We start from the raw sequence: 15440 nt of genomic DNA, 5'->3' as shown, positions 1-15440 counted from the left end.
ATAACAAAAATCAATATTATATTTTTAATGTTATTAACTATAAATATTGGAAATTCAAGTATTCGTTTTGGTTTATTTAAAAATAACAATTTAAAATGTAACTACTCATGGATAACAAATAGTAATCCTATTAAATCATTAGATGAATATACCTTTTTATTTAAAAAAATGTATAAAAAAAATAATATTTTTTTAAATAAAATAAAATATATTGTTATTGGATCTGTAGTACCTCCTTTGACAAAAAGAATATTACAATCTTTAGAAGAAATACATGGATTTAATCCATTAATTGTAGATAGAAATTCTATTTCATCTGTTAAACATAATTCTAATCAATTAGGAACAGATTTATATGCTAACGCAGTAGCATCACATGAAATATATAAACAGACAGCAACATTAATAATTGATTTTGGTACTTCTTTAAGTCTAACTTGTATTGATAAAAATGGAAAAATTAAAGGAATAATTATTGCCCCAGGAATAAATACTTCATTAATATCTCTAACAAATAATAATAAAGAATTATCCAAGATTGAATTTGAAAAACCTCCTACAGTGCTTGGAAAATATACTAAATTTTGTATACAAAGTGGAATTATATATGGTTATTTAAGTATGATAGAAGGATTAATTGAGAAAGTTAATAAAGAAATAGGAATAAAATGTTTTGTTATAGCAACTGGGGGATTATCACATATATATTCTCCTTTAACAAACAGTATTCATGTTAATGATAAATTACATACGATAAAAGGATTAAAAATTTTATTTAATTTTAATTATAAAAACAAAATTATAATTTAATTGAATTTCTTATTTTATTTGATATAAATTTAAATTTATCATCAGATAAATTTATTCTTTCTGAAAGAAAATTTGCATCAGATTCTTTATCCATTGGTATAAGATGAATATGTACATGTGGTATTTCAAATCCCATAATAAACATACCTACACGATTACAAGGTATTGCATTTTCTATTCCTATAGCTATCTTTCTAGAAAAAATCATTATAGAAATATAATTTTTTTCTTTCATAGAAAAAATTTTACTATTATAATTTTTTTTTGGTATAACCAATGTATGTCCTATTTTTAATGGATAAATATCTAAAAAAGCTAAATGTTCGTTATCTTCTGCTATTTTATAAGATAAAACATCATTATTTATTATTTTATTGAAAATATTAAATTTCATTAAAAGTAATTTCTAATATTTTATAATTTATAATCATTTTATTAGGTAATTTTATATTAGCAATTTGTCCAACTTGTTTTCCTAATAATCCTATAGATATAGGAGTATTTATAGATATTTTCCCTGATTTTAGGTCAGCTTCACCTTCTGGAACTAAAGTATATATTTTTTCATCTTTAAATAACAAATTTTTTACTTTTACTGTAGAAAGAATTGATACTCTGGTTTTATCTATTTTTTTACCGTCTATAATTCTTGTATTATATAATTTTTTTTTTAATTTAGATATATTAATTTCTAACATATTTTGTGCTTCTTTTATTGCATCATATTCAGCGTTTTCTGATAAATCACCTTTATCTCTAGCTTCTGCTATTTGCATTGATATTTTTGGACGTTCTATATTTTCTAATCTTTTTATTTCTTTTTGTAATTTTTTTAATCCTTCTTTAGTTATATATTCGAATTTTTCCATAATTTTTTAATTATTTTTATTATTCTACTCTGTATATATTAGCACCTAAATTTTGTAGTCTTTTTTCTATTTTTTCATATCCTCTATCTATTTGTTCTATATTTTTAATTATGCTAGTTCCTTTAGCAGATAATGCAGCTATCAAAAGAGATATTCCTGCTCTTATATCAGGGGAATTTAATATAGCTCCTTTTAGATAAGATTTATGATTTAATCCAATAACAGTAGCTCTATGAGGATCACATAATATAATTTGTGCTCCCATTTCAATCAATTTATCTACAAAAAATAATCTACTTTCAAACATTTTTTGATGAATTAAAACGCTACCTTCTGCTTGTGTAGCTACTACAATTAGTATGCTTAATAAATCAGGAGTTAGGCCTGGCCATGGTGCATCAGATATTGTTAATATTGCATTATTTAATAATTTTTTTATTCGATAAGATTTTTGGTAAGGAACAATAATGTCGTCTCTTTCTTTTTTTATATTAATACCCATTTTTTTAAAAATAATTGGAATAATGCCTAAGTTATTCCAATTAACATTCTTTATTCTTATTTCTGAACATGTTATAGCAGCTAATCCTATCCAACTACCAATTTCTACCATGTCGGGTAAAATCGTATGATTTCCTCCTTTTAATTTGTTTACACCCTTTATTCTAATTAAATTTGTTCCAATTCCTTTTATTTTAGCTCCCATTTTATTTAAAAGCTTACATAATTGTTGTATATAAGGCTCACACGCTGCATTATATACAATAGTTTCTCCATCTGCCATAGTTGCTGCCATTATAATATTAGCAGTTCCTGTTATAGAAGCTTCTTCCATTAAGATATAGTTGCCAATTAATTTTTTATTATTTGTATATAAGTAGAAACATTTATTATTACTTTTATAATTAATTGTGCTTCCTAATAATTTAAATCCTGTTAGATGTGCATCTAATCTTCTACGTCCAATTCTATCTCCTCCAGGAATAGGGATACATACTTTTTTAAATCTAGTTAATAAAGGACCAGCTATCATAATTGATCCTCTTATAGATTTTCCATATTTCTCATAAAAATTTTTTGTATTTAAATATTCAATATTTATATTTTTTGCTTGAAATGTATAATCTCCATTTCCATTTTTTTCTATTAAAACTCCTAAATTGTTTAAAATTTTAATTAAACATTTTACATCTCCTATTTCTGGTATATTTTTTATTCTTAATTTTTCTGAAGTTAATAATACTGCACATAATACTTGTAGTGATTCATTTTTTGCACCTTGTGGTTTTATTTCTCCTTTTAAAGATTTTCCTCCTTTTATTTTAAAAATTCCCATTTTTATACTGTTTTCTAATCCTATGATTAAAATTTCTTTTCAAAATTTTAGAACATTGTAATAATGGATCCATATTATTATTTGTAATAGAAATTTTTCCATTTGATAGTTTTGTTAAATCTTTAAATATTACATCATCTTCTACCATATTTTTATTCCATCTTAAATAATTTTTTTTCATAGTATTTGCAATAGAATATAATAATCCTTCTTTTTTTTTTTCGTCTTTGCAATTTATAGCGACATTTATCATGTCTCTAATAATTTTTCCATAATATCTAAAATTGTTTAAATATTCTGGATAAACAATTTTTTTTATAAAATTTTTTGTTTTTTTTGGATTTGGTTTTGGAAAAGGTGTATCAATATCTAGTTTATAATTAGACATAATAAATAATTGATTCCATAACTTATGTTTAAAATAATTAAAAATTTTTTTATTATATTTATTAGTATTAGAATCAGTCATTAGTCTTATAATGCTTAAAGCACATTGATTTCTTTTTTTTCTGTCTTTTATTTTTATTGCAAAATCTATCATTTTTTGAATATTTCTTCCATATTCAGGTATTACTAGTTTAAATCTAGTAGTGTTATATTCCATATTATTTTAATTTTTTATTTGTATTAAATTATAATTTATTTTATTAATTTATTTTTATAAGTTTTATTCAATGTCCAAAGTATTTTTTTTTTGAAAGAATTTTTTCTAAATCTACATATCTTATTAAAACAAAATATGCAATCAAATTTAGAACATGGATCTATATGTACAGATAATTCTACTTTATTACCAAATTTATATTTTATTAACTGTGTTAATTTTTTTACTTCTATATTTGATTCTTTTACATTGAAAAACCAAGGAATAGTTAAATGGCAATCTATATGTAGTGCACTACCATATTTAATAATTTTTAAATGATGAAGATCTATCCAATAGATAGATCTTTTTTTATTAAGATAAAAAGATAATTTTTTTAAAAGATTTTTATCAGTTTCGTCCATAATTCCAGCTGCGGCGTTTCTTAATAATTTAATTCCAGTATATAAAATTAATAAAGAAAGAATGATTGAAATAATTGGATCAATCCAAATACATTTTGTTTTATTTAATAATATTAGTCCAATTGCTATTCCAAAAGTAGAAAATGTATCCATTTGAAGATGTTTTCCACTTGCTATTAACGTTAAAGTTTTATTTTTATTACCAATTTTGCAAGCTAAAAAACCAATAATATAATTTATTATAGCAGTAATGAACATTAATAATATACCAAAATCTAATTTTAGTAATAATAAAGAAGATGATTTATGATAAAAGTTATATTTAACACGTATAAAAGTATTTATAAATATTGTAATTCCTATTATAGATATTAAAAATCCTTCTATAGCAGTTGATATAAACTCTATCTTTCCATGTCCATATGGATGATTTTTATCTTTTGGTAAAGAAGAAATATATAAACTAAATAAGCCTATTATACTACTAATTATATTAGTTAAACTTTCCATTGCATCACTAAATATGGAAATAGATAATGTAATACGCCAAGTAATAAGTTTTATACAAAATAAAATTACAGCAACAAGACATATTATTTTTTGTATAAAAAAACTACTTATCATAGTTTTTTTTATCATAAATTATAAAAAAGTTAGTTTATTTAAATTTAATAAAATTTTTTTTTCTCCTAATTTTTTAAAATTAATTACAGCTATTTTATTATTATTTTTAAAATATAAAATAATTCCAATACCAAATTTTTTATGAAAAACTTTAATTCCTTTTTTTATTAAAATTTTTTTATTTTCCTTTTTACTTTTTATTTCGTTAATAAAACGACTTGGAATATTTTTTTTTTTATCACCCCATAGTAATCTATATTTAACATATGTTAAAATAGCTAATTTTTTAGCTCTTGTAATTGCTACATAAAATAAACGACGTTCTTCTTCAATTTTTGATATGTCATAAATATTTGATCTTGATGGAAAAATATTTTCTTCTAATCCAGTAATAAAAACAATAGGAAATTCTAATCCTTTAGATAGATGAATGGTCATTAATGAAACTTTATTTTCTATTTGTTTTTCATCTAAATAGATATCATCATTAATATTTTCAAAGTAAAAATTTTGAAGAAATTCTGATAAAAAAATATTTTTTTTAATATTTATTTTTTCTTGTTTAAAATAATTATATAGTTGATTAATATAAGAATTTTTATTTTTTTCTTTTTGTGTTGATAAAATAAAATTAATTACATCTTTTATTATTTCATATACATTTTTTTCATTTTTTTTTAAAAAAATATTTTTCATGAAAAAAAATATTTTTTTAATTTTATATTTAGTTTTTTTGTTAATATTATTTATTTCACGATAAGAATCTATATTATCTATAATATCAAAAATTTTATATTTTTTTGTTAGTTCTATTATAGAATCAACTGTTTTTTTATATATAATATTATTGTTATACAAAATACGTAATAATAATTCTTCATCATAAGGATTATTTATAAACTTTAAGTATAGTAATAAGTTTTTAATGTCTTTTCGTCTTTCTAAAGAAATATTACCATATATTTTATATGGTATTTTTTTTTCTTTTAAAATATATTCAATAATATAAGATTGTGAATTTGTTCTATAAAATATTGCAAAATCTTTATATTGATATTTTGTTTTGTTAATAATAGAATTAATAGTATCTATTATATATAATACCTCTTCTTTTTCAGAATAAGCTCTATGTATCTTTATTTTTTCTCCTTGTTCATTATTTGTCCATATTTTTTTTAAAATTTGATTTTTATTAAATGAAATAATTCTATTAGATGTTTGAACTATTTGATTAGTTGATCTATAATTTTGTTCTAAGTAAAATATTTTAGTTTTTTTATATTCAATATGAAAATTTTTAATATTAGAAATATTTGCTCCTCTAAAATTATAAATAGATTGAGCATCATCTCCTACTACAAATAGATTATTGTATTTATTTGACAAAAATTTTATAATAATATTTTGAGATAAATTAGTATCTTGATACTCATCAATTAAAATATATCTAAATTTTTCTTGATACTTATTAAGTATTTTTGGAAAATGATAAAATAAACGATATGTATATAATAATATATCGTCAAAATCTATAGCTTTTGATTGAAAACATTTTAATGTATATAAATCATAAATTTTTTTTAATGGATCTTTCATTTTCTTTTTTAAAAAGAAAAAATTATTTTTATATATAGATATCTTTTTTAGAAGATCTTTGTAATTAAATAATTTATCTATATTTAAATTTTTTAAAATTTTTTTTATTACATTTTCTGAATCTTTTCGATCATATATAGTATAATCAGGATTAAATCCAACATGATGAGATTCTTTTCTTAGAATATTAGAAAAAATAGAATGAAATGTTCCTATTTTTATTCTTCTTGATAAGGAATTATCTGTTAAATTATATATTCTATTTTTCATTTCTTCTGCTGCTTTTTTTGTAAAAGTTAACGTTAGTATATTAGATGGATCTATTCCATGATGATTAATCATGTGAATTATTCTATATATTATAACTCTAGTTTTTCCTGATCCAGCACCAGCTATTACTAAAATAGGACCATTAATAGTATTTACTATTTTTTGTTGAAGATCATTTAATTCCATGCATGGAATAATATTTTAATTTTTATGAAAATAATTATTTTTTATAAAATTTGGATTTTTTTTTATAAATCTATCAACAGTTAAAAATACTTCTTTGATTAATTCATTATGTTTAAAAATATTTGTGAATAAATATTTCTTTCCGCTTTGTTCATTACCAATTAAATTTCCTCCACCTCTTAATTTAAGATCTTCTTTAGCAATTTCTAATCCATTATTAGTATTACACATTTTATTAATTCTAGATAATCCTAAAGGATTAATAGATCTTTCTGACAAAAGAATACAAAAACTTACGTGTTTTCCTCTACCTACTCTTCCTCTTAATTGATGTAATTGAGACAATCCAAATACATTAGCATTTTCTATTAGTATAACAGAAACATTAACTACGTTAATTCCTACTTCTATTATTGTAGTTGTAACAATTATTTTAGTTTTTTTATTTAAAAATTTATTCATTTGTATTTCTTTTTCCTTATTGTTCATTTTACCATGCAAAAGTCCAATTTGATCTCTTTTTAAAAATTTAAATCTTTTTACTACTTCTTCATATCCATTTATTAAATTTTTATAATTTCTTTTTTCTGTATTAACAATTGGATAAACTATATAAATTTGTCTTCCTTTTAAAATTTCATTCTCTATTATTTCAAAAGCCTTATATCTATATTCATTCCAAAAGTGAATAGTTTTAATTGGTATTTTCCCAATAGGTTTATGTTTTATAATAGATATACTTAAATTTTTATAAAAAACTTTAGCAAGAGTTCTTGGTATTGGTGTTGCTGTCATTATTAATACGTGTGGAAAATTATTTTTATATATTTTTTCTCTTTGTTCTACTCCAAATTTTTGTTGTTCATCTATAATAGCAAGTCCTAAATTTTTAAATTTTACTTTATCTTGTATTAAAGAATGTGTACCTATTAAAAAAGATATTTTACCTTTAATTAATAAATTATGAATATTATTCTTATCACAAAAAGATGTAGATTTTGTAAGTAAAGCTATTTTAATGTTAATTTTATATAACATTTTTGTAAAATAATTATAATGTTGAATTGCTAATATTTCAGTTGGAGCCATTATACATGATTGAAATCCATTATCTAATGCTAGCAACATAGCTAACATAGCAATAATAGTTTTTCCACTTCCTACTTCTCCTTGTAATAATCGATTCATTTGAATAGGTTTTTTTAAATCATTACGTATTTCTCTGAAAACATTTTTTTGATCTTCAGTTAAATTAAATGGTAAATGATTTTTATAAAAAGAATTAAATTTTTTACCTATTTTCAAAAATGGTTTCCCCTTTATTATTTTTTTAGAAAATAATTTTATTAAAAATAGTTTTTCAAATTTTAAAGAATATCTTGCTTTTATTAAATTATTTAAAGATTCTGGAAAATGAATTTGTATCAATGCATTTTTTTTTGTTATTAATTTTTTATCGTTGGTATATTTATGAAATATAAAATGATTTATTTCTTTTGAATTATTTTCTAATTTTTTTACAATTATTTTTAATAAATTAATTATAAAAAAATTGTCAATTCCATTTTTTCTTAAGTTCTTTGATAAAGAATAAGTTGGATATATTGAATATATTTTTTTTTTAATATTAAATTTTTGTATTACTGGATGAATAATTTGTATTTTATTTTTAAAAAATACTTTTTTTCCAAAAACTAATATTAAAACATTTTTTTCTAAATTTTTAAAAAAATTTATTTTTTTAAACCAAATCAATTCAATAGACCCAGTTTTATCTACTAATAATGCTATTAATACTTTTTTTATATTATTATTTTTTTTTATTTTTAATTCTTTTAAATCAATAATTTTTCCTACAACTTGAATAAAATTATTATCATTTTGTCCAAGTTCTGAAATATTTTTTAGTTTTGCATATATATATCCATTTGGATAATAAAGAATTAAATCTTTATATGTATAAATATTTAATTCTTTATTAAATAAATAAATTTTTTTTGAATTTAATTTTAAATATTCTATAGGTTTTTGTAAAATACTATTGTAATACATAATAATTATTTTTTTACATAATGTAAAAAAATAATTATTTTTATTTTGTATATTATAAAGTTTATTTAATTTTTAGGAAGGACATTTAGCTCAGTAGGTTTAGAGCACTACTTTGACATGGTAGAGGGCATCGGTTCAAATCCGATAGTGTCCACAATAACATTGTATATAAAATTATTTTATTATGATATTAATTACTACAGTAAGAGAAGGAGAATCAATAGATAAAGCTTTAAAAAAAAGTAAAAAAAAATTTGATAAAACTCGTATTCTAAAAGAATTTAGAGAAAAGCAACAATATATAAAAAGATCCGAATGGAGAAGAAATGAAATTTTAAAAGCAAGGTATAGGGAACGTATGAAATTAAAAAATGAAGGATAATTATAAAAATATTAATAAAAAATATAAATACATATTTGGTTTAATTGGTAAAAACATTAGTTATTCTTTATCAAGAGATTTTTTTTTAAAAAAATTTGATAAAGAATATATAAAAAATTCAACATATTTAATTTTTGATATTAAAAATATTGATGAAGTTAATTCAATATTTAATATATCTAATTTATTAGGTTGTAACGTAACAATACCTTATAAAATAAGTATTATTAATTTTTTAGATGAAATAAGTATAGAAGCTAATAAAATTAAATCTGTAAATGTAATAAAAATAAAAAATAATTATAAAATAGGATATAATACTGATATTATAGGATTTCAAAAATCATTTGAAAATTTAATAAATTCTTATCCTTATAAAAAAAATAATAATTTGAAAGCTTTAATATTAGGAACTGGAGGAGTTTCTAATACAATATCATTTGTTTTAAAAAAATTAGGAATTAAATATAAATATGTATCTAGAAAAAAAAAAGATAATAAAATATTGAATTATGTTGATCTTAATAGAGATTTGATAGAAAAGTATAAAATTATTATTAATTGTACTCCTGTTGGAACATATCCAAATATAAATTCTTCCCCTAACTTACCATATAAATATATATATAACCATCATATTCTATATGATTTAGTATATAATCCGTATAAAACTATTTTTCTAAAAATAGGAGAAGAAAAAGGTGCCTTAGTGAAAAATGGATTAGAAATGCTTCATATTCAAGCGGAAGAATCCTGGAAGATATGGAATTCAAATATATAAAAAGTTTTTCATGGTAATAAAAGAAATTTTTATGAAAAGAGCTATACAGATAGCTACCAATGGATTAGGTAATACTTATCCTAATCCATTGGTAGGATGCGTTATAGAAAAAAATGGATTAATTATTTCAGAAGGATGGCATTATAAATGTGGTGAAGAACATGCAGAAGCGAAAGCAATAAATAAAATTAAGGATAATTCATTATTTATTAAATCAACTCTTTATGTTACTTTAGAACCATGTACTCATATAGGTAAAACCCCTCCATGTGTAGATTTAATAATTAAAAAAAAAATTCCAACTGTTATAATAGGATCAAAAGATCCATTTATAAAAAATGGAATAGGAATAAAAAAATTAAAAAGATATGGAATAAAAGTTATAGAAAATTATTTATATGATAAATGTAGAATAATAAATAAACGTTTTTTTACTTTTTATGAGAAAAAACGTCCATTTATTATACTTAAATGGGCACAAAGTTATGATGGATTCATGGCATTAAATAAAAAGAAATGGATTAGTAATATATATTCTAGACAATTAGTTCATAAATGGAGATCAGAAGAAAATAGTATTCTAATAGGTAGAAAAACAGTATTAATTGATAATCCTAAGTTAAATATTAGAAAATGGTATGGTAAAAATCCAATAAGAATTATTTTAGATAGAAAATTAAGTATACCTAATAATTATAATATATTTGATGGATTACAGAATACTATTGTGTTCACTGAAAAGAATGTTTCAGAAAAAAAAAAAAAAATAGAATTTATTAAAATTTGTTTTGATAAAACTATACTAGAACAAATTTTATTTTTTTTGTCGAAAAAAAAAATACAATCTATTATTGTTGAAGGAGGGAAAAAAACATTAGATAGTTTTATAAAAAGTAATATTTGGGACGAATGTCGTATTTTTATATCTGATACTGTTTTTAATAATGGATTAAATGCTCCTGTAATAAATAAAAAAATAATTTTACAAGAAAAAATTGATAATGATACATTAATTATAAAATCATTTTAATTTTTTTTGTTCATTTAAAAATTTAATAGTATTAATTTTATCTGAATATTCTTCTAATTTTGGATATTGGGATTTTCCAAAATCAATTTCTTCTTTTACAAAATTTTTTGATACTATACATTGTATATTTTTACGAAAATTATTAATATTTTCCTTTAAATTTTTTAAATTTTTATAATATTCATAATATAAAACAGAAATTGGATTATAATATTTTTTTTCTTTTATAAGAATTAAAAATTCATTTTTTAAAAAACTTATTTTATTAATTTTAAAAATAGATTTATAATATTTATAATTATTCATGTACTTATTGTTTTTTCTCACATATTGACATGAATATGATGATTTTAATATTAAATTTATATCATAGTTATATGGTATAAATATTTTTCCTACACTTCTACATCCTCTTCCATAATAATATAAAATATCTTTTGATAGATTTAATAAATCATTATTATTTTCTGTTCCTTGTAATACAGATATAGATATTTTATTCTTTCTAATTAAAGATGGAATATTTTTTTTTTTAAAAAAAAAGTTAAAATATCTAAAAGCATTATTACTTCCTGTAGCAATTACACAATCATATTTTTCTTTTAAAAAGTTTTTAGTAAATTTGATTCTTTTTTTTATTGATGGATTTTCATTTATTAATATTTTACATATTATTGGAATAATAATATTATCTTTTTCTGATAGTTTTATTATTATATTATTTCCTGATAAAATAACACATAAAAAATCATGAAATCCTGCCATAGGAATATTTCCTGGCATTATTACTAAAACAGTTTTTTTTTTACAATATCTACAAGATCCTTTAATCAAATATTCTATTTTATCTCTTTTTAAAACTTTACTCCAATAATCAAATGATATAATTAAATCTTCTTTTAAAAACCATTGATTTTTATTTAATAAAATTTTAAACTCTGTAAAAAATTTATTAAAATATGTATTTATATATTTTTTTTTATATATATTTTTAAATTCTAGTAATAATTTTCCTAAATTAACAAAACTTTTTATCATAGTTTTATAATTTTATACTAAATTATATTTTATGTCTATAAAAATTACAAATGAATGCATAAATTGTGGTGCATGTGAACCTGAATGTCCAAATAAAGCTATTTATGAAGGAGGAACATCATGGAGTATGTCAGATGGAACTTCTTTAAAAAAAGAATTATATAAAACATCATTAAATAATCCTATAAAAAATAATATATATTTTATTGTGAAAGAAAAATGTACTGAATGTATAGGATTTTATGATACACCACAATGTATAGAAATATGTCCAGTAAATTGTTGTGTTTTAGATTCAAAAAATATAGAAACAAAAAAAGATTTAATAAAAAAAAAATTTTTTTTACATGGAAAATAATGATTATTTTAATTGGAATTTTTTTCTAAAAAAAGAATCTAAAAAATATTATTTTAATAATTTATTAAGTTTTATTAATCTTGAATATAAAAATTACAATTGTTATCCAAAAAAAAATGATATATTTAATTCTATAAAATATTGTCCATTTAATACTATAAAAGTAGTTATTTTAGGACAAGATCCATATCCTAATAAAGGACAAGCAGATGGTTTATGTTTTTCTGTTCCTAATGGAATTTCTTTTCCTCCTTCTTTAAGAAACATTTTTATAGAAGTAAAAAATTGTTTTAATTATAAAAAATTTCCTACTAATGGATCTTTAATTAGATGGGCAAAACAAGGTGTTTTATTATTGAATTCTATATTAACTGTTAGAAATGGAATGCCAGGATCACATAAAAATCGTGGATGGGAAATTTTTACAAATAAAATGATACACATAATTTCTTTAAAAAAAACACATATTGTATTTCTTTTATGGGGAAAATATGCTCATGAAAAAGAGCATATAATTTGTATAAAAAATAATCACTATGTTTTAAAAACATCCCATCCTTCTCCTTTTTCTTCTAATTTAGGATTTATTGGTTGTAAACATTTTTTAAAAACTAATAAATTTTTATATTTTCATAATAAATCCATTATAAAATGGACGTAATTATTATATATGAATTGCACGATTTTCAAAATTTAACAATGAAGCTTCTTTAAAAGCCTCATTTAAGCTAGGATGTGGATGACATATTCTATATATATCTTCAGAAGAAGCTTTGAATTCCATAGAAACAACTGCTTCCATTATCATTTCAGATGCATAATCACTAATTATGTGAACACCTAAAATTTCATCTGTTTCTTTATTAGTAATCATTTTTAAAAAACCATCCATACTACCAGTAGTATGTGATCTTCCTAAAGCTTTCATTGGAAAAATTCCTGTATTATATTTCAATTTATTTTCTTTTATTTCATTTTCTGTATACCCAACACTTGCTACTTCAGGATAAGTGTATATTATTGATGGTATTAAATTATAATTAATTTTATTAGGTTTTTGTCCTATAATATGTTCAACTACATGTAAACCTTCTTCTTCTGCTTTGTGTGCTAACATTTTTCCTCCAATAACATCTCCAATTGCATAAATATTATTCACTGTAGTTTGTAAAAAAGTATTTACTAAAATAAAACCTTTTCTATCTATTTTTATTCCTATATTATTCAAGCCTAAATTATCAGTATTAGCCATTCTTCCTATTGATATTAAACAGTAATTTCCTTTAAATGAAATTTCATTACCTAATTTATTTTTTGTTTTAATATAGATATAGTCCTTATTATTTGATATGATTTTATCAACTGTCAAATTTGTTTTTATATCTATAGATGATTTTTCTAGTATTTTTTTCATTTCGTTACTTAATGATTTATCCATATTATTAATAATATTTTCCATATTATCAATAATAGTAACATCACTTCCTAACCTATTAAAGAAAGAACTTAATTCTAATCCAATAATTCCACCTCCAATTGTTATTAATTTTTTTGGTATTTCTTTTATATTTAATGCTTCTGTGGAAGAAATTATATTTCCTTCAAATTTTTTTATATGTGGAAGTTTCATTGGTTTAGATCCAGTAGAGATTATACAAAATTTAAATTTAATTTTTTCTTTCTCTACCATTGATATCTCATCAAATATAGACAATGTATTGATTGTTATAAAATGGCCAATTCCATGATATACATCTATTTTATTTTTTTTCATTAAATATTTTATTCCATTATTTATATTTTCAATTGTTTTATTTTTTCTATTTATAATTTTTTTTAAATCAAATCTCAAATTTTCAAAAAATATTCCATGTGAAGAAAATTTTTTTTTAGCTAAAAAAAATTTTTTAGAAGAATCTAAAATACATTTTGATGGAATACAGCCTACATTTAAACATGTTCCACCCAACGATGAATGTTTTTCTATAATTGCAGTTTTTAATCCAAGTTGACTAGATCTTATTGCTGATACGTATCCTCCAGGCCCAGATCCTATAATTATAAGGTCATATAATAACATATTGTTGTTCATAATAATTTTTTATTATAAAAATAAAATTACATATTTAGTATATACGCGAAAATCAATGGAGCAACTATAGTTGCATCTGATTCAATCATAAATTTAGGAGTATATTTATTTAATTTTCCCCATGTTATTTTTTCATTAGGAACTGCTCCAGAATAAGAACCATAACTAGTGGTAGAATCAGATATTTGGCAAAAATAATCCCATACTGGAGTTGGTATTCCTACATCTTGAGATAACATAGGTACAACACATATAGGAAAATCTCCAGATATTCCTCCTCCAATTTGAAAAAATCCTATTTTGTGTTTGTTACATTCTTTTTTATACCATTCAGATAAATAAATCATATATTCAATTCCATTTTTTATTAAAAATGGATCAAAAAATTTTTTTATACAATATGACGAAAAAATATTTCCCATTGTACTATCTTCCCATCCAGGAACGATCATTGGTATATTTTTTTTTGCTGCAGCTAATACCCAACTATCATCAGGATTTATATTGTATGGTTCTAACATATTTTCTAATAATATTTGATATATATATTCATGAGGGAAATATCGTTCTGATTTTTTTTTTGCTTTATTCCATACAAAAAAAATATTTTTTTGTAATTTTTTAAAAGCCATTTCTTCTGGAATACAAGTATCTGTTATTCTATTATATCCATCATTTAACAAAATTTCTTCATCATTAGGAGTCAAATCTTTATAGTTAACAATTTTTTTATAGAAAGATTTAGATATTAAATTTAATATATCTTCCTCTAGATTAGCACCAGTACAAGAAATAATATGTACTTTATTTTTTCTAATCATATCAGCTAAAATTTTTCCTATTTCTGCAGTACTCATTGCACCTCCCAACGTAATCATCATCTTTCCATTATTTTCAATATGATTTTTATATGATTTTGCCGCTTCATATAAACTTAAAGCATTAAAATGACAAAAATATTTTTCTATAAAAGAAGTTATAGGATAATTTTTCATAATATTTTTTTTT

16 protein-coding genes and 1 tRNA gene are annotated in these 15440 nt (G+C 20.7%); 7 read left to right on the top strand and 10 right to left on the bottom strand.

What is annotated here, in order from left to right; translation table 11 throughout:
• The first annotated feature begins 27 nt into the window (after nucleotides 1-27).
• Nucleotides 28-810, top strand: a complete 783-nt coding sequence (locus tag H0H34_RS02355; protein ID WP_185873219.1) for a type III pantothenate kinase — start codon at nucleotides 28-30, stop codon at nucleotides 808-810.
• Here H0H34_RS02355 and H0H34_RS02350 read toward each other — a convergent pair.
• The 7 genes from H0H34_RS02350 to H0H34_RS02320 are packed head-to-tail and all read right to left on the bottom strand — an operon-like array spanning nucleotide 800 to nucleotide 8751.
• Nucleotides 800-1204 (bottom strand): HIT family protein, encoded by a 405-nt coding sequence (locus H0H34_RS02350; protein ID WP_185873218.1) that lies wholly within the window; start codon nucleotides 1202-1204, stop codon nucleotides 800-802. The genes H0H34_RS02355 and H0H34_RS02350 overlap by 11 nt on opposite strands.
• Nucleotides 1194-1679 (bottom strand): transcription elongation factor GreA, encoded by a 486-nt coding sequence (gene greA / locus H0H34_RS02345; RefSeq protein WP_185873217.1) that lies wholly within the window; start codon nucleotides 1677-1679, stop codon nucleotides 1194-1196. Before greA ends, H0H34_RS02350 begins: the two co-directional genes overlap by 11 nt.
• A 19-nt stretch (nucleotides 1680-1698) precedes the next feature.
• Nucleotides 1699-3015: a UDP-N-acetylglucosamine 1-carboxyvinyltransferase gene (gene murA, locus H0H34_RS02340; protein ID WP_185873216.1), complete on the bottom strand. Its 1317-nt coding sequence runs from the start codon at nucleotides 3013-3015 to the stop codon at nucleotides 1699-1701.
• A complete protein-coding gene (locus H0H34_RS02335; protein WP_185873215.1) occupies nucleotides 3002-3619 on the bottom strand; it encodes a DUF4290 domain-containing protein in 618 nt (205 codons plus the stop codon). Before H0H34_RS02335 ends, murA begins: the two co-directional genes overlap by 14 nt.
• 35 nt (nucleotides 3620-3654) lie before the next feature.
• Nucleotides 3655-4662: a cation diffusion facilitator family transporter gene (locus tag H0H34_RS02330; protein ID WP_185873214.1), complete on the bottom strand. Its 1008-nt coding sequence runs from the start codon at nucleotides 4660-4662 to the stop codon at nucleotides 3655-3657.
• A 3-nt stretch (nucleotides 4663-4665) separates the two neighbouring features.
• On the bottom strand, nucleotides 4666-6699 hold the full coding sequence (locus H0H34_RS02325) for an ATP-dependent helicase (RefSeq protein ID WP_185873213.1): 2034 nt from the start codon (nucleotides 6697-6699) through the stop codon (nucleotides 4666-4668).
• 15 nt (nucleotides 6700-6714) lie between these two features.
• Entirely contained in the window at nucleotides 6715-8751 is a 2037-nt protein-coding gene (locus H0H34_RS02320) for an ATP-dependent DNA helicase RecG (protein WP_185873212.1), read from the bottom strand.
• A 79-nt stretch (nucleotides 8752-8830) separates the two neighbouring features.
• Between H0H34_RS02320 and H0H34_RS02315 the strand changes: the two genes are divergently transcribed.
• From H0H34_RS02315 to ribD, 4 genes are all read left to right on the top strand, one after another.
• A tRNA-Val gene (locus tag H0H34_RS02315) sits at nucleotides 8831-8905 on the top strand.
• Between the two features lie 30 nt (nucleotides 8906-8935).
• Complete coding sequence (rpsU, locus tag H0H34_RS02310; RefSeq protein WP_185873211.1) at nucleotides 8936-9133, top strand: 30S ribosomal protein S21; 198 nt, start codon at nucleotides 8936-8938, stop codon at nucleotides 9131-9133.
• The gene (locus H0H34_RS02305) at nucleotides 9123-9914 is read left to right on the top strand and encodes a shikimate dehydrogenase family protein (protein ID WP_185873210.1); all 792 of its coding nucleotides are present in this window, start codon (nucleotides 9123-9125) and stop codon (nucleotides 9912-9914) included. The genes rpsU and H0H34_RS02305 overlap by 11 nt, the downstream gene beginning before the upstream one ends.
• Before the next feature lie 10 nt (nucleotides 9915-9924).
• Nucleotides 9925-10944 (top strand): bifunctional diaminohydroxyphosphoribosylaminopyrimidine deaminase/5-amino-6-(5-phosphoribosylamino)uracil reductase RibD, encoded by a 1020-nt coding sequence (ribD, locus tag H0H34_RS02300; RefSeq protein ID WP_185873209.1) that lies wholly within the window; start codon nucleotides 9925-9927, stop codon nucleotides 10942-10944.
• Here ribD and H0H34_RS02295 read toward each other — a convergent pair.
• Nucleotides 10936-11982 (bottom strand): acyl-CoA reductase, encoded by a 1047-nt coding sequence (locus tag H0H34_RS02295; RefSeq protein ID WP_185873208.1) that lies wholly within the window; start codon nucleotides 11980-11982, stop codon nucleotides 10936-10938. The genes ribD and H0H34_RS02295 overlap by 9 nt on opposite strands.
• A 31-nt stretch (nucleotides 11983-12013) precedes the next feature.
• Between H0H34_RS02295 and H0H34_RS02290 the strand changes: the two genes are divergently transcribed.
• Together H0H34_RS02290 and H0H34_RS02285 are read left to right on the top strand one after the other, a co-directional pair.
• The gene (locus tag H0H34_RS02290) at nucleotides 12014-12340 is read left to right on the top strand and encodes a 4Fe-4S binding protein (RefSeq protein ID WP_185873207.1); all 327 of its coding nucleotides are present in this window, start codon (nucleotides 12014-12016) and stop codon (nucleotides 12338-12340) included.
• Complete coding sequence (locus H0H34_RS02285; protein ID WP_185873206.1) at nucleotides 12330-13001, top strand: uracil-DNA glycosylase; 672 nt, start codon at nucleotides 12330-12332, stop codon at nucleotides 12999-13001. The genes H0H34_RS02290 and H0H34_RS02285 overlap by 11 nt, the downstream gene beginning before the upstream one ends.
• Before the next feature lie 3 nt (nucleotides 13002-13004).
• Here the strand turns inward: H0H34_RS02285 and lpdA are convergent, their stop codons facing one another.
• Nucleotides 13005-14432 carry a dihydrolipoyl dehydrogenase gene (gene lpdA, locus H0H34_RS02280; RefSeq protein ID WP_185873205.1) on the bottom strand — a complete coding sequence of 476 codons (1428 nt, stop codon included), beginning with the start codon at nucleotides 14430-14432 and terminating at the stop codon, nucleotides 13005-13007.
• A gap of 26 nt (nucleotides 14433-14458) precedes the next feature.
• A complete protein-coding gene (locus H0H34_RS02275; protein ID WP_185873204.1) occupies nucleotides 14459-15427 on the bottom strand; it encodes a deoxyhypusine synthase family protein in 969 nt (322 codons plus the stop codon).
• Nucleotides 15428-15440: the final 13 nt, after the last annotated feature.

The sequence above is a fragment of the Blattabacterium cuenoti genome, from assembly GCF_014252375.1.
Taxonomy (GTDB): domain Bacteria; phylum Bacteroidota; class Bacteroidia; order Flavobacteriales; family Blattabacteriaceae; genus Blattabacterium; species Blattabacterium cuenoti_AH.
Note: the sequence above shows the minus strand (reverse complement) of the source record. Positions and strands in the feature narration are given on the sequence as shown.